The organism is Lacinutrix sp. MEBiC02404, assembly GCF_053601575.1.
Genome location: NZ_JBSHNV010000220.1, coordinates 367,087 through 393,592, shown reverse-complemented (window position 1 = coordinate 393,592; position 26,506 = coordinate 367,087). Strand labels below are relative to the sequence as shown.

The following is a 26,506-nucleotide window of genomic DNA, read 5'->3' as shown; positions in this document are numbered from 1 at the left end:
AAAATTAAGAATTTTATACTATTAAAAAAGCTATTATGTTTTCGTGAAAACATAATAGCTTTTTCTTTTACATTCTATTTCTATTTTTTTATAATTCGAGTAGTATTTATTCTTCCTTCTACATCTTTTATTTTCAAGAAGTATATACCCTCACTAATTTTTGAAACATCTAAGTCATTTACTTCCTTGTTCTCTAAAATTAATTGTCCGAGGTTATTATACAACTTTAAGGATTGAATTTTTGTTGCAGCTTTTATGTTAATAACACCTGATGTTGGGTTAGGATATACATGAATCTCTTGAATTTCATTTTCAGAAATAGTTAAGATTTCAGGATTAAACAGTATTTCAAATCTATTATTAAATTCTCCAGATCCCGAAGTAAAACTATAATTAGATGCATTTAAATCGTGAATAACATCTAATAGATTATCCTTCAGGTAACAGGTATTGTTATTTAAAAAATCGCCTTCTAATTGCGGAATAGAAATAGTATAATTAGTTGTTTCCTCTATGCCGGAATAAAATCCGAAAGGGATAATTTCATCTATATTTAGTGCGTTAGGATCTTTACCTTGAATAGCGAATCTTCTAGGATCGTTTTCAATTTCGGTATAAATAACCGATGCATTTCCACCAAACAAACTTCTAGTTGCTTCATAAGAAAATCCGTCATAGCCATTCGTTGCTCCATCTACATAGGCAATAAGTATTTGGTTAAAAATACCTGCTTCCGACGTTAAATTTAACCATAATTTATTGGCATCTGTGGTGCTATTAGCATTTCTAAAAAACTGAAGATTACTTACCAAATCTGCTCTACGCATACTATTGTTAAAGGTTAGCGTTCCGTTAGATTGCCCTATTACAAAAAATCCTTGACCAGATGGTATGGTATTTTCTATATTAGGAATATTATTATCGGTTAAGGTACCACTACCAGCAATGTTTCCACTTCCAACGGTAATAATTGCATAGTCATTGGCATTAAAATTTAAGACATCATTACCAGCGTTATTACTATCTGGAGGACTAGCATGCGACCAAAGGTAAGCTGCACCTCCTATTACACCAGAGTTTAGTGCATATAAATCATCAAAATCAATGGCGCTTGGATATGGATTACCAATTAAATTCCAATCGTTATCTGTAGGAAAACTATTTACAGATATTGGTGTTTCTATGATACCGTTATTAAACGCACCTTCAAAAGTTGCTTGATACGACACAAGCATAAAACCAACAGGGGAAACTGTTGCGGCATAACCTACTCCTGGGGTCATAATAGATCCTGCTGTTGCTACTTGCCAATCGTTAGCATCATCATCAATATCGTCACTTCCAAGAACGGTGTTGCCAGAGCTATCTAAATATTGATCTAAATAATTTTGCGCATTGTACCAAAAACGTCTATTTGCAGGTGCAATATCTAAAGCATCACCAATGGTTTCGTCTACTATTGGAGAACTCCAATAGGTATAATCGTACCAATTACTAACTAGGCTTGTGTACTTATTTACAAGAGCATTTCCTCCAGGATTGAGGGTAAATGCATTTACCAAATCCATATTTTGCACAAATGCGCCATGTGTTTCTACAAATAACTCGCCACTTACAGTAGTAGTGGTTTGTACCTCTACGTAAGTAGCATCTTGTATTGTAAGTTTAAAACCAGCATTTACAGTTAATTGACAAGCGCTAAAACTTCCGTTAGGTATGGTGTTGTAGTTTCCATTAATTATTACTCCTGTATTTATATCTGGTACACCATTGCTCCATGCGGTTCCATTCCAAGTGGTACTGGTAGGACAACCACATAAAACATTTATACTTTCTTGGTAAGTTAAACTTCCACATTGATTAGATACTGTATGTGTTACAGTATATGTGCCTTGCGTTGTAAATGTGTAACTTGGATTTGTGTTTGCCACATTGCTTCCAGGTCCTGAAATATCAATTATGCCATCATTATTAAAATCCCACTCGTGATTTGCATAGGTTTCGCTTGCTTGAAAAGTATGTAATAAACAGTCTATACTATCCTCTGTGTTAGTAAAACTTCCATCTTGTGGTTTCTCTGGTGTTACATTAATGGTAATTGGTAATACAGTGTTGCACGTGTTTATATTTATTGGGACACCATTAGTATTAACAAAAACACGTCTTAATTCTATATTAACAGTAGCAGCTATGTCATTTAAAATAACTTCTGAGCTGTTTAAATCGCTCACATAATAATTAGGTGTAACCAATGCATTGGTTAATTGAAATGTATTTGATACATCTGTAACATCCCAATACTGGTATTCTAAATTAGAAACCAAGCACAATGCTTGGCCTAAATTAGCGTCTTGTCCACAAATTAAATCGTATGTTGTTTGAATGTTTGCAGTGTTTGTAATAAATTTATCTTCTATTAACTCCACATTATCTATTAATACATGACTTCCGCTAGTAGAAGCCGAATACGCATTTAATATTAGGCTTTGGTAATTGTCATCTGCCGTGAAACAAAACAAAGACTGTTCCCATAGATTACTTGTAATATTATCTTCAAAAGCTATTTTTTGAACTGGTAAACCATCTAGAATATTAGTAGTTCCACCACAATCTGTAGAAGAACTCCATGAAGATATTGCATTATTATCACTTAAATATACTTGATAACTGCATGCTCTATTTGCAACCCATCTATTTCTATTAATGGATAGTAGATAGTTCACATTATTATAAATAGTAACATTAGTTAATAAAGCTTCTCCATTGTTAATTTGATTGGAAGAGCATCCATAAAGAGCAATTGCTCCTTCTCCTGAACTACCTGGTAAATTAAAATAGTTTACAGGCACTTCTGTAGTCCCAATCCATTGTGGTAATGAAAAATCGTAATAAGAAACACTACCATTAAACGCAAACCATCCATCTAATTCACTGGGTCCATTTCCACTAGTATTCATATGATACGCCATATCAAATGGGTTGTATGAACCTATATTTCCAAGTGTTGGATCCATAAACTCAGGATTACAAATTAAATTACAACTACTAGTATTAATACAGTTCAAACTAGTACAAATAGTCACCACTATATTAGCAAACGTATCATTTCCTAAATTACCATTGGTGTCCATAGGCTTATAAGTTAACTGAAGATTACCAACAGTATTTGGTGACACAAGAAAAGTTCTATTTGGTGCTATACCTGTAAACGTTGTAATTAAACTACCATTTAAGCTTAAGTTAGAAACCTCTAGTGTTAAACCTAAATTAGATACATCATTATTTAATAAATCTTGTTCTAAAATACTTAAAACAGAACCTTGACAATTATCAATAGTTGGTTGTGTAGCAACATCAACAAAATCATCTAATCCAAAAACTTCAGGGTTGCAGCTTGCATAAGTAACAATATTACTTGTATGATTATTTTGTGCCGTTACCACTGCAGGATTTCCAAAATCTACAACATTATTATTTCCATATTGCGTTGCAAGATTATAGTTTAAACTACATAGTATATCAAACTCTTGCGTAATTGGTCTTCTTGGAGTTTCCACCGAAACCGCATAAGCCATAATATAATCTGTTACTGGATAGACACAATCATTATCCAGATCAATATGACTTAAACTAGAACCACTTGAATATGTTTGTGGTGTATGAACAAATAAATCATCATCTCCTAATCTAACTTCAGAAGTACTAGGACAACCATTAGTTAAAACATTTGTACTTAAAGCACCATTAAACAACCAACTGGATCCAGAAGGAACAATTAAATCATCTCCAGTATCTGTATGCAAAAGCGTATCATAAGTTAGAAATGCATTTCCGTTTCTAGGATTCCCGTTATCATCTATTCCGGAAGCAAATCCCAATGCATGCATGATTTCGTGCAACAAAACAGCATACATATCGAAAGAATTCGTACCACTAATAGCTGTTGGATTACTAAAATCTGTATACCAGGAATGAAAAAAGTTTACTTTTATAAAACCATCCCAGAAATTTGAATCATTAGCTCCAGTATTAATAGCTTTCCATACTTCTCCATCTACAATGGTTCCGGGTGCTACTCCATTATAATTATAATAAGAAGAAGCAGATGCTAAAGCGCTACTACTGCTAGAATAAACAGATTGTAATTCTATTTTTACCGGTTCTAAAACTCCAGTAGCTGGATTTTCTATTATCAATTGCTCTAAATCTGCAAAAATTTGAGCGATTACATTTCTATAATTAGCATCATTATTAAAATCTGTAATACTATTATCTGCAATTTGATCTGTTAAATAAATAGCAAACAATCCTTCAGGACTAACATAATCTGGTGCTAAAGGAATTGCTCTTTGTTCTCCTGATAAATTGGTGTTTATTTCTTTAAAATGTGTATTACCAAATCGATCCACAAAATTGTCTTCTGGGTTATTTCCTCTATTTTGGATCGCGTCTATATCGCTATGAAATTCTCCGCAAGTATACATGGTTGGTTCTATTTCTTGCGCAGAAATATGCATTTGAACAACGCATGTTAGTAAAAAAAAGAAGTAAAATTTCTTCATTGAAAAATTATCATAAATGTTTGATTCACAAACATAAACCATAAAAAAATAAGCATGAAATTTCCCACACCAACGATACATTTTATCGATGAACGGTTAGATCACCTCGAACAATTTTCCAGGAAGTGGTCTTATCACTCCTTTTAATTCCATATTTAACAATAAACCAGCGACTTTAAAGGTTGGTAAATTACAACGCAACGCAATAACGTCTAATTGTTCTTTTTCGATATCTTTTAAGAAGTTATAAATCACTTTTTCTTGATCATCGAGCTCTACAAACAACTGTTTTTGAACTGCAGGTTTTTGGTTGTCCTCTAATTCCCAATTTAAAATATATGGAATATCTAAAGGGGTAGACAACATGTGCGCTCTTTGGTGCTTTATTAAATTATTACAACCAACACTTTGGCTATCGGTAACGCGACCAGGAACCGCAAAAACATCTCTATTATAGGAGTTTGCAATATCTGCAGTTACAAGGCTTCCGCCTTTTTCGGCAGATTCAATAACTATGGTTGCCTGGCTAACACCTGCAATTATTCTATTTCGTTTTAAAAAATTATTTCTATCAAAGGTAGCGCTACTCCAGAAATCGGTAAAAAACCCTCCGTTTTTTTCTACATCGGCAACATATTTTTTATGTGTTTTTGGATATATCTGATTTAACCCATGCGCTAAGCAGCCTATCGTTTGTAGCTTATGTTTCAAGGCAGCCTTTTGTGCTGTAATATCGGTACCATACGCAAATCCCGAAATTATAACAGGGTTAAAAACGGCAAGTTCTTCAATCAGTTTTTCGCAAAAAGCAATGCCGCTAGTGGTGACTTTTCTTGCGCCAACAATACTAATGATGCGTTGTTGTTTCAGATTAATATTTCCTGCTTGAAATAAAACAATAGGACTATCTATACAATGTTTCAGTTTTTCTGGATATCCTTCCTCCGTAAAATAGTGGCAAACAATATTTTCGTCTTTTATAAATTGTAATTCCTTTTCTGCTGCTTTAATATGCGCACTACTAAACAAATCACTAATTACAATACTTCCAATACCATCAATTTTTAATAGATTTTGCTTCTTTTCTTTAAAAACAGCTTCCGCAGAACCGCAATGAGCAATCAGTTTTTTAGCTGTTATATCTCCAATTTTGGCAACATGTTGCAATGCTAAAACATAAATCAAATTATTTTCTATCATCTAGTGTTTTGATTTTCAACCTACAATTTAATTAATTTTTGCACTGTTAATAAATAGTTACGCGTAAATTTTATAGAAAGCCAAAAAAATCTAACTTTGTTTTATGCAATTAGAAATTTACATAAGCGATTTACTATATAGATATGACTGTGTTACTGTACCAAGTTTTGGTTCGTTTTTAACACAACGTGTTTCAGCAAAAGTGCACGAGTCTACCAACGCCTTTTATCCTCCAAAAAAAGTATTATCTTTTAACGAGCAAATACAAACAAACGATGGTTTATTAGCGCATTACATTGCAGATGTAGAAAAGATTCCTTTTGAAGTTGCTGTTAAAAAAATTGAAAAAAGAGTAAAATCTTTGAAGTCTTATTTAACAGAAGGCGAAACGCTTACTTTTGATAATATTGGTGATTTATCGTTTAATACCGAAGGCAAGATGTTGTTTGAGCCATCGTATCATTTAAACTATTTAACAGACGCTTTTGGTTTAAACCAATTAGTTTCTCCTGCAATTTCTAGAGAGGTTTATAAAGAAGAAGTGGAAGCTATAGAAAAAGTAATTCCGATTACTATAACTCCAGAAAAACGCAAAGCTAGACCGTATTTAAAATATGCTGCTATTGCTTTATTAGCCTTAACTGCTGGAGGTTTGGTTTCTTCTAATTACTACGTAAACGGAATTAAAACACATAATCAATTAGCACAAGAAGAGGCGAATACGCAATTAGAAAGCAAAATTCAAGAAGCTACTTTTGTAATTGATAATCCGCTTCCAGCTGTAACTCTTACCGTGAACAAGCAAACGGGTAAATACCATATTATTGCTGGTGCTTTTAGAGCCGAAGAAAATTGCGACAAAAAAGTACAGCAATTGAAATCAGAAGGTTATAATGCTAGAAAAATTGGCGTAAATAAATATGGTTTACATCAAGTTGTTTACTCTAGTCATTCGGACAGATTAGAAGCGCTACAAACTTTACGTGACGTTAAAAAAACGCATAATAAAGAAGCTTGGTTATTGGTTAAAGACCTTAACTAGTTTTTTACTAACACCTAAAATTAAAACCTTCCTTTTATTAAGCGAAGGTTTTCTTTTTTATAATACATTTTAAAAACCACCTCGTCTTCCGTTTCTGTTGGGAAACGGAATCCACTCCTGCTTTTAAATAAGTAGGAGAATTTTTTAAATTATAATTTCACGAAACTTCCAACTATACGGAATACATATAAGTAGCACTTTTTAATTCCTTCCCTTTTTTCAAGGGAAGGTGGCTTTAAGCTCCTTAGAGTTTAAAGACGGAAGGGTTTTTAAGACCACCAAATCTTCTCGTTATATTTTTGTTTTTCTTAACGAGTAAACTCTAAAATCGCTTTACCTTTGCGGCTCATTTAAAAAACACAAAATGCCTGTAAAAACTCCAAAACAATCTAAAACGATCATGACCGATTTAGTACTGCCAAGCGAAACCAACCCAATAAACAATTTATTTGGTGGTGAATTACTTGCTAGAATGGATCGTGCTGCTAGTATTGCTGCTAGAAGACATTCTAGACGTATTGTTGTTACAGCGTCTGTAAATCACGTTGCTTTTAATCGTGCCGTGCCTTTAGGAAGTGTTGTTACTATAGAAGCAAAAGTTTCTCGTGCTTTTAAAAGTTCTATGGAAGTCTATATGGACGTATGGATTGAAGACAGAGAGTCTGGTGATAAAACAAAAGCGAATGAGGCTATTTATACTTTTGTTGCTGTTGATGAAACTGGTAGACCTGTTCGAGTAGATGATATAAATCCGGAAACCGATTTAGAAAAAGAACGTTTTGAAGGTGCTTTAAGACGAAAACAATTAAGTTTAGTACTTGCCGGAAAAATGAAACCTAATGAAGCTACGGAGTTGAAGGCTTTGTTTATGGCAGAATAGATTCTGAAAATTTAAAATAGAGATTGCTTCATTACAGTTAGAGTGACATCGTGTTTCAATTCCTGATTATATAATTATTTCAAGTTATGCTATCATTTCGATGACTAACCAAGAAATCTATTTAGATACACAAAATTCATAAAGAGGTTCCTTCATCGTAGTCAGAGCAAACAACTGCTTATCACATTTTAAATATCCAAGAAGCAGGATTTTCCGTTTTAGAATTATTGAAAATACTAAAACTTAAGGTCGTTTGCCCATTAGAAGGGTTCGTAAAAACTTCGCCAATTTCTTGTTTGGTAGTTACCTTATCACCTTTTTTAACGTAAATTTTCCCTAGGTTAGAATATGCTGTAAAATAATTACCATGTCGAATTAAAACGGAAGGGTTTCCATTTTTAGACGCTATAATTCGATAGACCTCTCCGTTAAAAACCGCACGTACTTTCGCGTCCTTTTCTGTAGCGATTCTAACCCCATTACTTTGTATCATAATCGTTTTTACAATCGGACTTGGCTGTCTACCATAACGTAATTTTACAACGCCTTTTTCTACAGGCCAAGGCAATTTACCTTTACTAGTAATAAAGCTATTAGCTAACACTTTGTCTTCTGGTGTCATTGCATAAGCGGTGGACTTTGAAGTAGATTTCGTTCCAGATTTTGCATTCGAACTTGCAATCGCTTCTTTAATAATACGCTCTATTTCTCTATCTATTCGATTTGCTTCTGCTTGTCGGTTTTTAATTTGCGAAGCATATTTACTTACATCTTTATTAATAGCAGACATTAATGTTTCGTGTTGTTTTAGTTCTTTTTCTAATTCAACTTGTGCTATTTTATTTTCATTAATTAACTGCTGTTTATCTGCTTTTTGCTTTAATAACGCTTTATTAGTTACTTGTAATTCTGCTGTTTTAGCTTTTATAGATTCGCCTTGTTCCTTTTGGTATTCGGCATATTGATTAATGTATTTTACCCGTTTATATGCTTGCTGAAAATTACTAGAAGACAATAAAAACATCACGCGGCTTTGCTCACTTTTACTCTTATACGAAGTAACAATCATTTTAGAATAATTGTCTTTTAGCGTCGCTAATTCCTCTCTTAATTGGGATATTTTATTTTGGTTATCATTAATTTCTCTAGTGAGTAAATTGGCTTGTTGGTTAGTAACTTTAATTAAATTTCTACGTACGCTAACTTTATAATTTAAATCTTCAATTAAGGTTAATTGTGATTTTTGCTGCGATTTGTTTTTAGAAAGTAAACTATTGATTTGCTGAATTTCTCTACGCAATTCTTGTCTACGTTCTTCTAATTCTTGCTGTTTTTTACTTTGTGAAAACGACAGCGAAGTGTAGAAAAACAGTGCTACTAAAAAGGCTATTTTGTATGTAAGTTTACGCTGCATTATTTAAGTATAATTTCATCAAACCCAGAAGGAATATTAAACGGAAAGCTTAGTTTTTCATTTAAAGCTATGGACTTAAACTCTAAATGCAACCTTGTTTCTTCAAAACCTTCCACAGCATTTATTTGTATCTGTTTCGGAAACGTTTGTTTGCCTACTTCTTGATAACTAGTATAATCTATTTGAAGCATTCTCTTTTCTTTTGCTTGCGCTAATTGTTGTGAATTTATTTTAAAATGTGAGGCATCTAAAAGGTAAAACAACTCGAAAGCTTCCGGTTGTATTTTAGGTTTTAAAACGTATTGATTTTCTTGGGTTAGCACTTCAAAATCACCATCCTTTAAATCATATAAAGCTTCGCCCAAAAGCATATTTTGCACTTTATTGAAGTCCAAATCTGTTCCGAGCAAATCGCTTAAATATTTATAGTCGCCATCAAAATACGTGTTATCTAATTTATTATAAAAGCTTACACGCTCTGGAGTAATTAGCGCTTTTATAAAACCTAATTTACTCATCCAGATCACTTTATCCTTTTCCATTCTAAAACTTACTGTCGTGCTTTTAGAATTGGAACCTTCGGTATAATCTATTTTCACTCTAGCAACCAGTGTTTTAAAATCTGGAGTCTTTTTATTATTCTCTTTAATAAGCTGTTTGGCTGAAAGGTTTAAATTACTATTTCCTGTAGCTACTGTTTTGGAGGATCTACAACCAATAAACAAGAAAACAAAAAAGGAAAGTGTGTATATAACGCGTTTTGTATGCATTTAATTTGTAGATTCTAATTGTTTTGCTTTATCACTAAACGTCTTTGCTTTGTCTGTATTGTTTAATTGTGTGTACGAAATGCTTATTTGTTTGTAAAAATCGCCTTCCATTTTAGTATCATCTATCACATAATCTAAACCGGTTTCTAAAACACGAATCGCTTTTTCGGGTTGGTTTAGTTTATTTTGAGCAACGCCATTTACCAAATAAAATATGGGTTGTGAAGGGAACTTATCTAAAGCCTCATTACTCATGGTTACCGTTTTAGTATAGTTTTCTACATCTATATATAACAACAATACATTACGAAGCACCCCAAAATTTTCTGGTTCCTTTTCTAGTGCTTTTTCATAATAAGTTACTGCTTTTACTTTATCGCCTTTCGTTAAAAAGTATTGCGCTACTTCTATATTCGATTTCCCTTTTTCCGTTTCTGTGATTTGTGAGGTAATTTCAACTAGTTGGGTTTCGTATTCTGGGTTTTTACCAACAAATTTTACAAAATCTTGAAGCACCATCATTTTGGCTTCTGGTTTAATCTGACTAGAATTTAGTACAATTTGCATGGAAGCAACCGCTTTATCCGCACTGTTTTCATCTAAATAAAATTTGTACAAAGCTAGATGTACCATTTGCGAATTAGGATGGCTTTCTAGAAGTTTTTTGGCCGTTTCGAAAGCTTTTTCTTTTTCGTTATTTTCGCTATATCTGAAGATTAGAGAAAGGTAATTTTTTTCTTTATCTGGATTTTCCTCAACGCGTTCTTCCAGGTTTTCGATCTGCTCTTTTTTATTTCCGGTAGCATTATAAATTCTATTTCTTACACGATCTCTTGTATCTGAAACGCCAAGTTCTGCATCCATTTCATCTAAAACCTTAAGTGCATCCTCGTATTTTTTAGTTTTCACATACAATGTTGCTAAGTCTTCTTTATAATCTGGATGGTACTTTACAAGTTGTTTTACCGTTTTAATAGCTTTGTTTAAGTTATTTTGTTTTGCATAGATATCATAAAGCTCATCTAAATACCATTCGTTGTCGGGCTGCTTTTTTATGGCTCTTTGCAATGCATCTTCTGCTGCTCCAAAGTTTTTAAGCTGGTTATAATTTTTTCCTAATTCAAAATATAAAGCGGCATCTGAATCGTCTAATTTTTCGCATTTTAATAAGGCTTCAACAGCACGGTCGTAGTTTTCTATTCCTTTTTGTTTTAATGCTTCAAAGAAAAGTTCTTGGTACGCATCTTCATTATCTCCTAAATCATCATCTGGCTTTTTATTAAAATCAACTTGTGCATAGTTTGCCTGCGGAAACAGAAGTATTCCGAAGATAAAAAGTAATATGTATAGTTGTTTTTTCATAAATCACGAGACCTTTCGACTGCGCTCAAGGTGACATTTAGTTAAACAATAAAGTCAATAATTATTCTAAAATAGAATAATCACCAATACTAATTTTAGTAAACTCGCCATTATACTTCACGTGATTACCTATCATAGCTTCGTCTAAATTAGCGTTTTTTATACTTGTATGGCTTTGTATTAAACTATTTTTAACGCTTGCGTTTTCTAAGATACAATTATTACCAATAGATACATTTGGTCCAATAGTCGCATTTATAAGTTTTACATTTTCACCAATATAACAAGGTTCGATAATTTTAGCGTTTTCTAAGGTTACAGAATCTGCAATTAATTGCTCTTCATTATCGGCTTTTAAAAAGCCTAACATTCTCGTATTTGTTTCAATGGTAACGGCTTTATTTCCACAATCCATCCATTCATCTACAGTTCCTGTTTTAAAGACTTTTCCTTCTGCCATCATGCGTAAAATACCATCGTTAATTTGGTATTCGCCGCCATTCATAATATTTTCGTCTAAAACCTCTTGTAGTTTCCCTTTTAAAACCGCTACATCTTTAAAATAATAAATACCAATTACCGCTTGATTACTAACAAAGGTCTCCGGTTTTTCTACAAGTTCTGTAATATTATTTTCGGCATTTAATTTTACAACACCGTATGCTTCTGGGTTTGCCACTTTTTTAGTCCAAATTACAGCATCTGCTTCTGGATCTAAATTAAAATCTGCACGAATTAAAGTGTCTGCATACGCAATAACGGCAGGACCAGAAAGGGATGGCTCTGCACACATAATTGCGTGTCCGGTTCCTAACGGTTTATCTTGTCTGTAAATAGATGCTTTTGCACCAAGGCTTTCTGCTAATGCTTTTAAACTAGAAACTACCTCGTCACCAAACCAGGCTGGATCGCCAAGAACAAATGCAATTTCTTCAATAGGTTGGTTTAAAACTTTTGCAATATCCTTTACTAGCCTATGCACTATTGGCTGCCCTGCTACAGGGATTAATGGTTTTGGTACGGTTAAACTATGTGGACGTAAACGAGAACCTCGTCCTGCCATTGGTACTATTATTTTCATCGAAAAATATATTTTTCGTTTCCGTGAAAACGGAACTCTTATTAAACTTTATCCTTTTATACCTGCCAGGTTTTAAAAACCTTGCAGGAAAACTATCTATTTGTTCCGTTGTTGATTTGCTTTGCTACGTCCCGACAACTATTGGAAACACAAATGTTATTCTTTAGTATTCTAAAATCAAAAATCAGTATTCGTTAATCTCCAATCATTTTACTCCTGTACTCCCAAAACCACCTTCACCACGATCTGTTTCAGAAAGCGCTGTAACTTCTACCCATTCTGCTCTTTCATGCTTTGCAATTACCAATTGAGCAACACGTTCTCCATTTTCTATTGTAAAATCTTCATTGGATAGATTTACTAAGATAACCCCAATTTCACCTCTATAATCTGCATCTACGGTTCCAGGCGCATTTAATACTGTAATTCCTTTTTTTGCCGCTAGACCACTTCTTGGTCTTACTTGCGCTTCAAAACCTATTGGTAATTCTATAAATAAACCTGTTTTAACAATGGTTCTTTCTAAGGGCTTAAGTAGTATTACTTCTGTGATATTTGCTCTTAAATCCATTCCAGCAGACGCTATGGTTTCATAGTGCGGTACTGCGTGACTGGATTTGTTTATTATTTTTATTTTCATTATCATCTTCCGTCTTCCCAAAAGGGAAGAAACTGTTTTAAATTATACTTTGATTTTATTGTGATGCTTCCGTGACCTTCCGCAGGACAATTACTTCTGGATAAATATTCGTTTTAATTCTTTCTTTTCCAATTGAAAAACGAGACCTAAAAATACAATTATTGCACCAATTCCTATATAATAATTTCCTCTAAATCTATAAAAACTTAAAGCGGAAAAAACGATAGAAACCAATAGATATAATCCTATTTTCTTCATGTTATACGGAATTGGATAATACTTTCTACCAAAATAATAGGAAGCAAACATCATACAAGTATACGCTGCAAGTGTTGCAATTGCAGAACCTTTATAACTCATTATTGGTATTAGCCAAAAGTTTAAAGCGACTGTTAAAATAGCTCCAAAAACTGAAATATATGCTCCAAACTTAGTTCTGTCTGTTATTTTATACCAAACCGATAGATTGTGGTAAATACCTAAACAGAAACTTGCCAATAATACAATGGGGACAATCCACATGGCTTCCCAATATGCTTCATCTCCTATAAAAATAACTTTTAAGAAATCTGCAAAAACAATTACAATTAATAATATTACGGATCCGAAAATAACAAAGTACTCTAAAATTTTAGCGTAGTTTTTTTGCGGATTTTCTGTTTTAGCATGACTGAAAAAGAAAGGTTCTATTCCTAATCGATATGCGGTTGCAAAAAGTGTCATGAACAATGCTAGTTTGTAACAAGCAGAATACATCCCTATTTCGGTTTTAGCAATGCTTTCTGGTAGTAGTTTATCTAATAAAATTCTATCAAAAACTTCGTTTACAGAAAAGGCAACTCCAGCAATTAAAACTGGAAAAGCATAACGCATCATTTGTTTCCAAAGAATCATATTGAAGGTATACTTTATCTTAAAATAAAACGGAAGCATCAATAAAAGCGTTACGCCACTTGCTACCAAATTAGCGATAAATATATATTGGATTTGGAAATCTGGTTTATAAATAGAAGCAAACACAGCAGATTCGGCGGCTATATCTTTTAACCAAAGTAGGAAGAATAGATTTAAACCAACATTAATAAGTACGTTTAGTATTTTAATTGCCGCATACTTCATGGGTTTAGCATTTGCTCTTAACCAAGCAAAGGGAATAATAACTAAAGCATCTAACAGTAAAATCCAGATCACTAGATTAATGTACTCGGCTTTAATATCTGTAAAGCTTGCAATATGATTTTGAAAAATTAATGCTAAAACAAAAAAGCTCAAAGAACTAAGTATCAAAGAAACGGCAGAGGTGCCAATCACTTTAGATTTATCTTCTTCTTTATTGTAAAACCGAAAGAATGCGGTTTCCATTCCGTAGGCAATAATGACGTTAAATAAAACGAAATAGGAAAATATTAACGAGACATCTCCATAATCGGCAACCGTTTTTAGCACACTTTTATCGGTATGCAAACGCACCAACAAAACACTTAACATTCTAGGTAGCACCGTTGCTAGACCATAAATAAAAGTTTGTTTAAAAAGTGTTTTTAATGTGCTCAAGAAGCTTTTTTTTAATTCTGCTAAATATACATATATAAAAAACGATGTACAATGCTAAATAGTATTAGTGCTGTGGTGGAGCACTTGGATACATGTCTCTAGCTTTTTCGACTAGATTTTCAATTTTAAAATATTTGGTAATATTATCTTCTATATAGCTAATTACGCATTCGTTATCTTTTAATTGAAAAGGAAAAGTTGCTTGGTTTGGTATTTCATTACCATATTCCGCACTTTTATTGGTACTCATTATTATATCCTCCTTTTGATTTGCTAATGTTCTAAAATTTGCTACGTAACCCGAGTTAATGGCTTCTAGTTTAGATTCCATACCTCTAAAATAAACAGTATCTAACACTATATTATTTTTATTCTTTTCCATAAGAATAAATAAATTAACACCAGAACCACCACCTTTAACGCCCGCAGTCCAATACTTAAAACTGGTTTCCCCTAATATAAACGATGGGTTTTCTTGAAAATCTTGCATACTTATTTTATTCGTTTGGTTACTCGCTTGTTTTGTACTGGAACAATTGGAGAAGTTTACCATCAAAAAAAGTACAGAAAGAGATAAAATAGATGTTTTAATAAAACTCATGAAAATGGATTTAATGATTATAAAGATAGTAAATCAAATAGTGTTCCATAAAAAAACCTCACGATATGTGAGGTTTAATTTTATTATAATAAGATACAGAAGTCAATCCTGTAAAATAACACTAGTTATTTAAAGCTTCCGTTCCTTTACTAAATTTGACTCGCTCTGCTTCGTCTAATTGTTCAATGCTTCCGCCCCACCAACAATTTCTAAGATTTCGTTAGTAATTGAAGCTTGACGTGCTTTATTGTATGTCAATTTAAGTTGATCTCTTAATTCTGTCGCATTATCTGTAGCCTTATGCATTGCTGTCATACGTGCTCCATGCTCACTAGCAAAAGAATCTCTAATTCCCTTATACAACTGTGTTTTTAAAGACTTCGGAATTAATTGTTCAACAATTTCTAATTTTGAAGGTTCAAAAATATAATCTGCATTATTTACTGCTTCACCTGCAACTGGTACAATTGGTAAAAACTGTTCCGTCATTACAATTTGTGTCGCTGCATTTTTAAACTTGTTGTAAACAATTTCGATTTGATCAAATTCACCAGTAACAAACTTCTCCATTAGCATTTCTGCTATTTCCGCTACATTATCGAAAGTTAAGTCGTCAAAAATAGTGCTTTTGTTATCGATTACAATTCCTTGCTTAGAAAACGCATCGTTACCTTTCTTCCCTATTGCTAATACCGATACTTTTTTACCTGTATGTACATTAGAAATCAAGTTTTTTGTTTGCTTAATGATGTTAGAATTAAAAGCACCACATAATCCTCTATTCGAAGTTATTGCTACAATTAATACATTATTAACGGTACGTTGTTCTGCAAATTTACTTCCAGAATCTGCATCTAAAGTTGCACTTAAACTTTGTAAAAGTTCAGTCAATTTATCTGCATAAGGGCGCATTGCTGTAATAGCATCTTGCGCTTTTTTCAATTTTGCAGCAGATACCATTTTCATGGCACTAGTAATCTGCATCGTTGAAGATACTGAAGATATTCTGTTACGTATTTCTTTAAGATTAGCCATTCTTTATTTTATAAAGACTCTTCGCATACGCTCTGAGTGACATTAGTTTAATAATTTAAAGTTAAAGTTATGAGTAAGAAAAACTCTTAACTCATAACTCTAAACTTATAACTTCTTTATGCTCTATATTTAGCAGAAAGGTCTTTACAAACAGTCATTAATGTGTCTGTAACCTCGTCTGTTAATTTCCCTGCTTTTAAAGTATCTAAAACATCTCTATGTTTCGCATTTAAGAATTCAAGATAATCTCTTTCGAATTCTTTAATTTTATTTACAGGTACGTCTTTTAATAAGTTTTTAGATCCAGCATAAATTATTGCTACTTGGTCTTCCACTGTAAACGGATCGTTTTGACCTTGCTTTAAGATCTCCACGTTACGTTTTCCTTTATTAATTACATTTAAAGTAACCGCATCTAAATCAGAACCAAACTTAGCGAAAGCCTCTAGCTCACGGTATTGTGCTTGATCTAATTTTAAAGTACCTGATACTTTTTTCATAGATTTAATCTGTGCATTACCACCAACACGAGATACAGAAATACCTACGTTAATTGCCGGACGTACACCAGAGTTAAATAAATCTCCATCTAAGAAAATTTGTCCATCTGTAATTGAAATTACGTTTGTTGGAATATATGCCGAAACATCTCCTGCTTGCGTTTCAATAATTGGTAATGCTGTTAAAGAACCTCCACCTTTAACCAACGGTTTTAAAACATCTGGAAGGTCATTCATTTCTCTAGCAATAGCATCATTATTAATGATTTTTGCAGAACGTTCTAATAATCTTGAGTGTAAATAAAATACATCTCCAGGATACGCTTCACGTCCTGGTGGACGTCTTAATAATAAGGATACCTCACGGTACGCAACTGCTTGTTTTGATAAATCATCAAAAACAATTAAAGCTGGTCTACCAGTATCTCTAAAATACTCTCCAATAGATGCTCCTGTAAAAGGTGCATACACTTGCATTGCAGCAGGATCTGATGCATTTGCAGCCACTATTGTTGTGTATGCTAAAGCTCCTTTTTCTTCTAAAGTTTTAGCAATTAAAGCTACTGTTGCAGCCTTTTGACCAATAGCAACATATATACAATATACAGGCTCACCTGCATCATAAAATTCTTTTTGATTTAAGATCGCATCAATACAAACTGCAGTCTTACCTGTTTGTCTGTCACCAATAACTAACTCACGTTGTCCTCTACCAACTGGGATCATAGCATCAATTGCTTTAATACCTGTTTGTAATGGTTCTGTTACTGGCTCTCTATAAATAACACCAGGAGCTTTACGCTCTAAAGGCATTTCATAAGTTGTTCCAGCGATTGGACCTTTACCATCAATTGGGTTACCTAAAGTATCTACCACACGACCAACAATACCTTCACCTACTTTTACAGAGGCAATACGATTAGTACGTTTTACTGTAGATCCTTCTCTAACTCCTACTGAAGTTCCTAAAAGTACAATACCTACATTATCTTCTTCAAGATTAAGTACAATACCTTCTAATCCACCATCAAATTCTACTAACTCACCATATTGTGCGTTAGCTAATCCGTAAGCACGAACAATACCATCACCTACTGTTAATACTGTTCCAACTTCGTCTAATGAAGCGCTTGCTTCAAAACCGGATAATTGTTGTTTTAAGATTGCTGATACTTCAGCTGGTTTTACTTCTGCCATTTTATTTAGTCTTTAGCTTTTAGCTGTTAGCCTTTAGTCGTTTTGAATTAAGGCAAACATAAAACTGTTTTAATTAATTGTAAACTCTCTTTTCAACTTATTCAATTGGCTAGAAATACTTGCATCATACTGCGTATCTCCAACTCTTAAAATGAAACCACCTAAAATGCTTTCATCTACTATATTTTTTATTGCAGTTTCTTTTCCTGTAAGTTCTTTAACTTTTGCTAAAACTTGCGTTTCTAAAGCTTCTGTTAAAGATACAGCTGTTGTAACTATTGCAATTTGACTACCTTTTTGTTGCTCGTATAAAGTTATAAACTTTGCAGCTACTTGTGGTAATAAATCTGTTCTTTTATTCGCAATTAGCGTATCTATTAGGTTAACCGTTGCTGGACTAATTCCTTTAAAGATTTCTAATAAAGCCGATTTTTTTATAGCCGAAGTAATTACAGGACTATAAAGCATATCTTTTAAGTCTTTACTTTGCGCCACTGTATTGTTAATTAGCTCCATGTCACTATTTACAACTTCCGTTGTATTTTTGTCTGTTGCTAAACTTAAAACCGCTTTTGCGTAACGTATTGCTGCTCTTTCTCCTGCCATAACTTAAACTTAGTTTAATTTAGCATCATTTAACATAGAGGCAACTAATTCTAATTGCTTGTCTTTGTTAGCTAATTCTTGACGTACTACTTTTTCTGCAATCTCTATAGACAAACCTGCAACGTGGCTTTTTAATTCTGCCATCGCCGATTTCTTTTCGCTTTCAATAGCACTTTGCGCTTGAGCAATCATATTGTTTGCTTGCGTTTGTGCTTCTGCCTTCGCGTCTTCAATCATTTTGTTCTTTAAATCTCTTGCTTCTTTAAGCATAGACTCACGCTCTGCACGTGCTTCTTTTAATAAGTTTGCATTATCTGCTTGCAGGTTTTGCATTTCTAATTTTGCTTTTTCAGCAGCATCTAAAGCACCTTGAATTCCTTCTTCTCTTTCCGTTAAAGAATTCATGATTGGTTTCCATGCAAATTTCACCATTAATAAGATTAATAATAAAAGTAGTATTGTTTGCACTACAAATAACCCAGGTGAAAAATCATTTAATAACTTATCCATTTCTAAATGTATTTAAATTTCTTCTTTTTTAATTTAATAAACACAATCTGCAACCAACCGTTGCAGATTTGTGTTTTTAATTTGATTGCTGCTTATTTCCCTAAGAATAAAGCACCGAATGCTAATCCTTCTAAAAGTGCTGCAATAATAATCATTGCTGTTTGGATTTTTCCTGTTGCTTCTGGTTGACGTGCAATACCTTCCATTGCTTTTCCACCAATTTGACCAAGACCAATTCCTGCTCCGATTACGATTAAACCTGCTCCAATTAAATTGTACATAATAAAAAATTTATAGTTAAATTAAAAAAACTCTTGTTAAATGAAATCTCCTCGCACATCTTCTGCATCGGCAACTTCGTGACCATGATCATCATGTGCATGTTCATGATCGTGCTCTGCTACAGACATACCAATAAACAATGCAGAAAGCATGGTAAAGATATACGCTTGTAAGAAAGCAACTAATACTTCAATTAATGTTATGAAAAAAGATAATACTAATGATAACCCTGTTGCACCTACAACACCTAAAGATTTTTTAAGTGTAAACATAATTGCTATTAAACTCATTACTACAATATGTCCTGCAGATATATTTGCAAACAAACGTACTAATAATGAAAATGGCTTAATGATTAATGCTCCAGCTAATTCAATCACAGCTAAAACTGGACGAATTAAAATTGGCACTCCTGGCATCCATAAAATATGCATCCAGTAATCTTTATTACCACTTACGGTATATATTACTAATGTAAAGATTGCCAAACAAGCAGTAACTGCTAATTGACCTGTTACATTAAAACCAAATGGTGTTAATCCTAATAAGTTTAAGATCCAGATAAAAAAGAATACTGTTAATAAATACCCTGTAAATTTCCTGTAGTGTTTTTCTCCAATATTTGGTCTTGAAATTTCGTCTCTTACATATAACACTAACGGTTCTAATACACGACCAAAACCAGTTGGCACTTGCCTCTTTTTGTATTGTCTTGCTAAACCAGTAAACCAGAACAACATTAATAAACCAATTAGTAAAACTCCTACTACACTTTTAGTAATAGAGAAATCTAATATTCTGTGTGCGTTTGTTGCGTGGTGTGTTTCATCAAAAGCTACTGTTGCAGCTCCGCCATCTAGTTCGTAGATCTTAGAATGAATCTTTGCGAATTTTACTCCGTTTTTCTCTACAACTACATGACCATCATCATTATGATGAAACTCCGAAGACATAAAAGTGACTAAACCTTCACTTGACCATAAAATTACAGGTAATGGAAATCCGAAATGTTTACGTTCACCTTCATCACTCGTATATGAGAATAATGAAAAATCGTGCGAATCTTGTATGTGATGCAAAATGTACGCTTCTACTTCTGCTTTTGTATCTACTTGACCTCCTGAATTTTCTACAGGATCTGTAGTGTTTTCAGCCATTGCGAAAGCACTTACGAAAAGCATTAATACTAGTGAGTAAATTTTAAAAGTTTGTGTAGCTACCTTCATTGTTAAAAAAATCAAAAAAACTGTGTTTCTAAATTCGGTGCAAAACTACGGAAATTATTGAAAAAACAATTACTTTTTTTTTAATAATATTTAGCCCTATTTTTTACTTAATATCTTCGCTATGAAATAGACTTCTAAAAAAAGAAAAAGAAACACTGGTATTAATAGGTTAAAACCTTCTATTTTACTCAGGCTCTCCACTTTAAAAACAGAATTTTTAAAGATTACAGCAAACAACATAAGCTTTGTAATAAAAGTAAACAGATACACAAAACCAAGTTGTTGTGACCATTTTTTAGTGGTATCAAGCACAGCAAAACCGGTACAAATAAGCAATGACACTATAAAATGAAATAGATAGATGGAAAATAGCGGAACGCTTAGTGTAAGATTTAAATCTTTTAAACCCGATACGTGAATAGCATAAGAAGCTGCAAATAAAAATGAAAAACCAATACAATAGAAAACAATTCTCTTAATCATTGTCTTCCTTATCTTTTGACATTTTTAAAACTTGGCTAATTACGAGGTACATAGAAATAAAAACAGCGAGAAGTGTTATGCTATTTTCTAAATACGTGGTTTGGTATTTATTATCTAACCATTCTCCAAGTACATTACCCAACCAAATGGTTCCTCCCATTTGAAAAGCGGTAGAGGTAAACCGTAAAAACTTACTAGGCACTTTGTCCTTTCTTTAACTTCTGTGAAGTGTTGTCATTGTTTACTTCTTTCAAATCACCTTTCATGACACAGTTTACATTAAATGTTGCTCCAGGCTCTACTTCTAGTTTCCCTAAAACCACTTCGCCTTCAATATGAGCAGAAGATTTTAAGGTTAAGGTTCCTGTTAACGTAAGGTTTCCTGAAAATTTGCCTTCAAAATAAGCATCAGAACCAATTAGTGTTCCTTTTATAACACCAGATTTTCCTACTACTACTTTTCCTGGTGTTTTTAAGTTTCCTTCTATAGTCCCATCAATTCTTAAATCACCTTCACTAGAAAAGTCTCCAATAATACTGGTTCCTTTTGCAACAATGTTTTGGCTCGAACAATTCTCGTAATCGTTTTTATTTTTTTTACTATCTGAAAACATGGCTATTATTTTATTATTGGTCAGCTTTAATATAATCGTCTAAATTCTTATGAATCTGAACAATTTGATAATTTGGAGAGGAAATAGCTATAGATGGTTTTGTTATTTTAGATCGATCCTCATCTCTTAATATATATGCAAATCCTTTTGCTCCATCGATACTTTTTAGTCCGTGAATGACAACAAATGTTGTTTCTGGATTATACACATCTACCGAAGTAGTTAATCTATAATGTGGAACATGAGCTGTTACTTCGTTTAATGTTTTTACAAAACTTGTTATTTCTTCTGTATCCGCGGTATTGAATTTGTACAACACTTTATAATTACCATTTAAACTATCGGAAGCAAATTCTTTTTCAGCCAACTTAGGTAATGCATTGTCTGACAAGTCTTTTGCTCGTTGTCCTTCTGGTGTGTTCGCATAATTAAGTGCTACAAAATTAATGGCCTTTTTATAGGCTTCATAGCCATATAAACGTCCTGTTGCTGTTGCCTTAAGAAGCTCAAATTTAGAAACTATTGCCTCTGCTTCAAAAGCGGTAATATACTTTTCTATATCCGAAAGTACTTGCGTATATTCCTGATTTAAAAATTGATTATACAGGTTTTTGTATATAGTTTCTGGACTATTCGCATCCTCCAGGTTTGCTGCTTCTGGATTATTTAAAATAGTTGCATATCTAGAATCTGGATAATTGGTGGTAATATCCTTTTTAGTGAACTCCGCTTCTCCTTGATCTCCTAGCAATTGATAAATCTTGTATAGATTATATTTGGAAGGAAGCACTAGATTTTCTTCCGGATTATTATTTAAAAGTTGTGTGAATTTACGCTTCGCTAAAGGATATTCTTTAAATTTCTCTTTATAGATTAAACCTAATTGGTAGTATGCAAAGTTTCTTTCTTTCACGATGCTGTCTACTGCTTTCGCTTCGGAAGGAATTTGATCTACATAAAACTGAGGATCGTATAATTCTTCTTTGGAAGCATTTGTTAATACCGGATTTTCTTCTATAGCACTTATAGACGAATTTGAATTACTAGACCATCTCCAATCATCTTCTAATTTACGGCTTCCCCAATCTTTAACAAACTCGGATTTACCATAAGCTACTGTTGAAGTATTGTAAAAGTAAAAAGAAGAACCTTGTCCTGGTGTTGGGCCACCTCTGGAACCTTTTCCTCCTAAAGCAGAAGTTTTATTACCAAAGCTATTGTTGCTGATAACAAGTCCTTTATTTCTTTCTGCAGCTTCTAGTCTTTCTTGCTCCTTTTCGGCTTCCACCTTAAGTTTCGCTACATGTTTTTCAAAAAACGCAAGCTTATCCTCTTTAGACAAGGAAACCAACCTTAAAATACTATCGTTATTTTTCGCGATATCTTCATACAAAATAACATCTTCAAGATTATCTCTTTTACGCTTAATAACTCTATATGGTTTGGTGTTTACCACCATATTAACCATGGTACTATCATAATAATCACCAGCACTTTTATATTGGGCAGCTATGAATTTCATGTCCCCAATAATCTCATAGGTTCTAGCTTTTAAAACCTTATCACTAGTATCTGTTCTTAAGGATTTATTATAGTATGCAAGCGCTAAAGAATCGGATTGATTCTTTAAATGATACTCCCCAATCTGATGGTAAATCTTATCTAAATAAGGTCTGTTTTCACGATTTTCTTCTAAATCGGTAAGTAATTCTAAGAACTCTAATTTGTTTCCTTCGTTATAGTCAAAGTTTTTTGCTTTTTCAATATGTGCACTAATAAGGTACATTCTTGGCGTGCTTCGGTTTAAATCTATAACCCTATCAAAAGCAATGTTTGCGCTATCTTTATCCCCTAAAGCATTGTACAATTGTCCTTGTATAAAACGATATCTTCCGCGTTCATCATTACTTTTTGTAGTACTAGATGCGATATCTATTTGTGTTAAAGCGCTATCTAAAGATTTTGTATTAATATAGGCTTGCGCAAGAATAGAAGTGGCATCTGCTAAGTCTTGATCTTTTAATTCTTCCTGATCTAAAAGACGTTTTAAATTTTTAATAGCAAGTTCTTCATTTTCCAAACGAATATTGGATTTTTCTCTCCAGATTTTAGCTTGATTAATCTTATTACTGGCTGGATACTTGTATAAAATGTAATTGAAAGATTCTAAGGAAGGAACAAAACGTTGATCAAAATAACGTGCTTTTCCTAAAAGTAAATACGCTTCATCTATTTGGTAATTATATTCTTTTCCTTGAATATTCATACCATGTTTCTGAATCGCTTTTACCGCTTTTTCTTCTGCTCTACTAAAACTTTCGTTTTTGTTTTGCCCAGGAAGTGTCACTTCTTCAAAAACTTGCATTCGCTCTATTGGAAGGATTTCCCAATAATTATCGGTATAACTTTGGTTCAGGTTTTCTCGACCTTCTTCCAGCGAATTATAACCATTAAAAAGCGTATTATCTCGAGCAGCCAATGCATGATAATTTCTACTAATAAAGCTGTTCTTTTTTCTAGAACAGCTAGTTATTAAAGTTACAGAAACTAAAAGGACTACTATAATTTTGTAAGATGTTTTCAAAAGCTGTGTATTTAACTCAAATAAATAACTGTAAACTCAAGCATATATTATAAATGGCATCCCTAATTTTAAATTAGAAAGGATATAAAAACCGCCTAAGCACGTAAAAATACGCATCTTTTTTAATTTAGCTATAAAAACGAAGTGTTTTTAGATTATTTCTGTTCCTGCAAAGTGTGCTTCCAATTCTTTTAGAGTAGCTTCACTAGTTACAATATCTTTAACAATCTCTCCTTTTTCAAGTACAACTATACGATCACAAACATCTGTAATATGCATTAAATCATGACTAGAAATAAGTACGGTTACGCCTTGTTCTTGTGCTAAATTTTTCACTATTTGTTTTAGCTTTATTTGGGTTGTTGGATCTAGATTAGCAAAAGGCTCATCTAATATAATTACTTCTGGATTCCCTATAAGCGCAGCAACTATTCCAGCCTTTTTTTGGTTTCCTTTACTTAGGTCACGAAGATATTTTTTCTGTCCAATAATTTCCCCGTGAAAAAAGTCTTCAAAAGTAGCTACTAATGCATCTACATCTGCTTTATTTTGTCCTCTAAGTTCCCCAATAAAATAAAAGTATTCTTCTGCGGTTAGGTAACCAATTAAAAAGCTTTCGTCTATAAAAGAAGAAGTAAACGGTTTCCAGTCTTCACTAAGGTTTACCTGAATACCGTTATTTTTAATAGACCCCGTTGTTGGTTGTATTAAATCTAAAAGCAAACTAAAATAAGTGGTTTTTCCTGCCCCATTATTACCAACTAAACCAAAGCTTTGTCCTTTAGGGATTTCTAAACTTTCAATGTTTAAAACGGGATTTGAATTGTATTTTTTGGTAAGGTTTGTTGTAGTTATCATGTTTTTATATTTTAGTTATCTTGATCAAAAGCAGCAATCATTTTATATTTTGAAGCTAAATATCTGTTGGTTATAAACTTCATTATTTTTTGGTGAAAAATAATTCCTATTACACCTAAAAGAATAAGTACTAGAATACCTATTTCGAAATTGAAAGCAAAATTGAAAATGGCAAATATGCCCATTGGTAAAAGCATTAGTGGTAAACCAATAATCCATTGTACAGCTCCTGTACCTTGAAAGTTAAACGCTGCTCTTTGACTTAGGTCAATTTTTTTTCGATTAAAAGAACCTCCTAACAATATGACGTACGTATTCACTCCAATATTATAAACTGCTGCTGCAAAATGCGCTAGTAAAATTTTCCAACCAAAGTACACGTAAGGAATACTCAACACAAATAAAATAATAACACTTAAAGTCATTAAAGTGTATTTTGATTTTAAGTATTGTTTGTACTTAATGTTTTGACTCATTAGCATCTTGTAGTAACCACTATCCCAAGCAGGAATGAATTGCCCGAAGTTGATAAGAAAAATTCCAGTTACAAAAATACCAACAAATGCAAACAAGAACTCTTTATCTTGATACATCGGGTTTGGATAAAAGAATAAGCCATATAAAAGACCAAATAAAACCATCCATACTGCTGATTTTGGACGTTTATTACGCCAAAGCAATTTTAAATCTAATTGCATAAAAGGAGCAATATCTCCAAACTTTTTAGTCCATTCGAAACTAGAAGCGTTTACCGCTTCCGTTTTGGTTTTTAAGGAACTGTCTAAAAATAATTTTTCACGAAGAATTTTAAAATTATAGAGGTATAGACCCGCTAAAGTTAGCATGGGCACTATTAATAATAACGGATTATTAGAAACAGCTTGAATACCATGAGATAAAGCCCCGGCAATATTAATTATTTCAAAATGGTTTAATGCAAAAAGAGATCCTGCAAAAAGTATAATCGGTAAAAAAGATAATTCTGTTTTTGCCGATAAGCTTTCAATAATAAAATTTAAGAAATTATTTATCAGTGTAATTAGCACGATAGTAAGCATCCAAACCAAAACAACAGAAACGTTGTAATCTTTTAGAATAAGTGTAATACCGAATGGCACTATTGCAAATAAAGGCAAGAAATTAAAAAAGGACAATGCAGATTTTCCCAATACGAAATTTACGACTTTACTTCGTTTTATAGGAAGCGTAAGTAACGGTTTGACACTCATTACCGGTAATTTCTGGAAGAAAAAACGGATTACTAAATCGCCTAAAATCCAAAAGAAAATAAACCCATTAAACATTACAAAAGGATCACTTTCTGGAAATACTTTTTTAAGTAATGGATACATTGCAATTCCCATGATTAAAAACATGGCAACAAAATACAAGGCAAAAAAGGCCATTACTATTTTTAGCGCTACACTTTTACCAAAACTTGCCGATCTAGTAAATTGTTTCCACTCTAAGTCTAAAAAACGTTTTATCATTATGGATGGTTTTGA

Annotated in this window: 23 protein-coding genes; 2 read left to right on the top strand and 21 right to left on the bottom strand. The window is 32.9% G+C overall.

What is annotated here, in order from left to right; all coding sequences use genetic code 11:
• Nucleotides 1–80: 80 nt before the first annotated feature.
• A complete protein-coding gene (locus ACVCXO_RS16195) occupies nt 81–4,562 on the bottom strand; it encodes a T9SS type A sorting domain-containing protein (protein WP_452230633.1) in 4,482 nt (1,493 codons plus the stop codon).
• A 96-nt stretch (nt 4,563–4,658) separates the two neighbouring features.
• A complete protein-coding gene (dprA, locus tag ACVCXO_RS16190) occupies nt 4,659–5,762 on the bottom strand; it encodes a DNA-processing protein DprA (protein WP_452230632.1) in 1,104 nt (367 codons plus the stop codon).
• 103 nt (nt 5,763–5,865) lie between these two features.
• Here dprA and ACVCXO_RS16185 point away from each other — a divergent pair, with 103 nt between their 5' ends.
• Together ACVCXO_RS16185 and ACVCXO_RS16180 are read left to right on the top strand one after the other, a co-directional pair.
• Complete coding sequence (locus tag ACVCXO_RS16185; protein ID WP_452230631.1) at nt 5,866–6,804, top strand: HU domain-containing protein; 939 nt, start codon at nt 5,866–5,868, stop codon at nt 6,802–6,804.
• Nucleotides 6,805–7,168: 364 nt separating this feature from the next.
• Nucleotides 7,169–7,684, top strand: coding sequence for an acyl-CoA thioesterase (locus ACVCXO_RS16180; RefSeq protein WP_452230630.1), 516 nt, complete (start codon nt 7,169–7,171; stop codon nt 7,682–7,684).
• 181 nt (nt 7,685–7,865) lie between these two features.
• On the opposite strand, the gene ACVCXO_RS16175 is transcribed toward ACVCXO_RS16180, so the two are convergent.
• The 19 genes from ACVCXO_RS16175 to ACVCXO_RS16085 all read right to left on the bottom strand — a co-directional run bounded on the left by ACVCXO_RS16175 (nt 7,866) and on the right by ACVCXO_RS16085 (nt 26,491).
• Nucleotides 7,866–9,098 carry a murein hydrolase activator EnvC family protein gene (locus ACVCXO_RS16175; RefSeq protein ID WP_452230629.1) on the bottom strand — a complete coding sequence of 411 codons (1,233 nt, stop codon included), beginning with the start codon at nt 9,096–9,098 and terminating at the stop codon, nt 7,866–7,868.
• Nucleotides 9,098–9,868, bottom strand: coding sequence for a DUF4292 domain-containing protein (locus ACVCXO_RS16170; RefSeq protein WP_452230628.1), 771 nt, complete (start codon nt 9,866–9,868; stop codon nt 9,098–9,100). Before ACVCXO_RS16170 ends, ACVCXO_RS16175 begins: the two co-directional genes overlap by 1 nt.
• A complete protein-coding gene (locus ACVCXO_RS16165; protein WP_452230627.1) occupies nt 9,869–11,230 on the bottom strand; it encodes a tetratricopeptide repeat protein in 1,362 nt (453 codons plus the stop codon).
• A 61-nt stretch (nt 11,231–11,291) separates the two neighbouring features.
• A complete protein-coding gene (locus ACVCXO_RS16160; RefSeq protein WP_452230626.1) occupies nt 11,292–12,311 on the bottom strand; it encodes a sugar phosphate nucleotidyltransferase in 1,020 nt (339 codons plus the stop codon).
• Nucleotides 12,312–12,516: 205 nt separating this feature from the next.
• Nucleotides 12,517–12,951, bottom strand: coding sequence for a dUTP diphosphatase (dut, locus tag ACVCXO_RS16155; protein ID WP_452230625.1), 435 nt, complete (start codon nt 12,949–12,951; stop codon nt 12,517–12,519).
• A 90-nt stretch (nt 12,952–13,041) separates the two neighbouring features.
• Nucleotides 13,042–14,505, bottom strand: a complete 1,464-nt coding sequence (locus ACVCXO_RS16150) for an oligosaccharide flippase family protein (RefSeq protein ID WP_452230624.1) — start codon at nt 14,503–14,505, stop codon at nt 13,042–13,044.
• 64 nt (nt 14,506–14,569) lie between these two features.
• Nucleotides 14,570–15,106 carry a hypothetical protein gene (locus ACVCXO_RS16145; protein ID WP_452230623.1) on the bottom strand — a complete coding sequence of 179 codons (537 nt, stop codon included), beginning with the start codon at nt 15,104–15,106 and terminating at the stop codon, nt 14,570–14,572.
• A gap of 174 nt (nt 15,107–15,280) precedes the next feature.
• Complete coding sequence (atpG, locus tag ACVCXO_RS16140) at nt 15,281–16,141, bottom strand: ATP synthase F1 subunit gamma (RefSeq protein WP_452230622.1); 861 nt, start codon at nt 16,139–16,141, stop codon at nt 15,281–15,283.
• A gap of 116 nt (nt 16,142–16,257) precedes the next feature.
• Complete coding sequence (gene atpA / locus ACVCXO_RS16135) at nt 16,258–17,838, bottom strand: F0F1 ATP synthase subunit alpha (protein WP_452230621.1); 1,581 nt, start codon at nt 17,836–17,838, stop codon at nt 16,258–16,260.
• Between the two features lie 69 nt (nt 17,839–17,907).
• A complete protein-coding gene (gene atpH / locus ACVCXO_RS16130) occupies nt 17,908–18,444 on the bottom strand; it encodes an ATP synthase F1 subunit delta (protein ID WP_452230620.1) in 537 nt (178 codons plus the stop codon).
• A 9-nt stretch (nt 18,445–18,453) separates the two neighbouring features.
• Nucleotides 18,454–18,954, bottom strand: coding sequence for a F0F1 ATP synthase subunit B (locus ACVCXO_RS16125; protein WP_452230619.1), 501 nt, complete (start codon nt 18,952–18,954; stop codon nt 18,454–18,456).
• Between the two features lie 92 nt (nt 18,955–19,046).
• On the bottom strand, nt 19,047–19,235 hold the full coding sequence (atpE, locus tag ACVCXO_RS16120; RefSeq protein ID WP_013993139.1) for an ATP synthase F0 subunit C: 189 nt from the start codon (nt 19,233–19,235) through the stop codon (nt 19,047–19,049).
• Between the two features lie 36 nt (nt 19,236–19,271).
• Nucleotides 19,272–20,417 (bottom strand): F0F1 ATP synthase subunit A, encoded by a 1,146-nt coding sequence (gene atpB / locus ACVCXO_RS16115; RefSeq protein WP_452231165.1) that lies wholly within the window; start codon nt 20,415–20,417, stop codon nt 19,272–19,274.
• Nucleotides 20,418–20,558: 141 nt separating this feature from the next.
• A complete protein-coding gene (locus tag ACVCXO_RS16110; RefSeq protein WP_452230618.1) occupies nt 20,559–20,945 on the bottom strand; it encodes a DUF6168 family protein in 387 nt (128 codons plus the stop codon).
• A complete protein-coding gene (locus tag ACVCXO_RS16105) occupies nt 20,938–21,147 on the bottom strand; it encodes an AtpZ/AtpI family protein (RefSeq protein WP_452230617.1) in 210 nt (69 codons plus the stop codon). Before ACVCXO_RS16105 ends, ACVCXO_RS16110 begins: the two co-directional genes overlap by 8 nt.
• On the bottom strand, nt 21,140–21,559 hold the full coding sequence (locus ACVCXO_RS16100) for a bactofilin family protein (protein ID WP_452230616.1): 420 nt from the start codon (nt 21,557–21,559) through the stop codon (nt 21,140–21,142). The genes ACVCXO_RS16105 and ACVCXO_RS16100 overlap by 8 nt, the downstream gene beginning before the upstream one ends.
• A 13-nt stretch (nt 21,560–21,572) precedes the next feature.
• Nucleotides 21,573–24,143 (bottom strand): type IX secretion system periplasmic lipoprotein PorW/SprE, encoded by a 2,571-nt coding sequence (gene porW, locus ACVCXO_RS16095; protein WP_452230615.1) that lies wholly within the window; start codon nt 24,141–24,143, stop codon nt 21,573–21,575.
• A 150-nt stretch (nt 24,144–24,293) separates the two neighbouring features.
• The gene (locus ACVCXO_RS16090) at nt 24,294–25,001 is read right to left on the bottom strand and encodes an ABC transporter ATP-binding protein (protein WP_452230614.1); all 708 of its coding nucleotides are present in this window, start codon (nt 24,999–25,001) and stop codon (nt 24,294–24,296) included.
• An 11-nt stretch (nt 25,002–25,012) separates the two neighbouring features.
• Nucleotides 25,013–26,491, bottom strand: a complete 1,479-nt coding sequence (locus tag ACVCXO_RS16085) for a DUF5687 family protein (protein WP_452230613.1) — start codon at nt 26,489–26,491, stop codon at nt 25,013–25,015.
• Nucleotides 26,492–26,506: the final 15 nt, after the last annotated feature.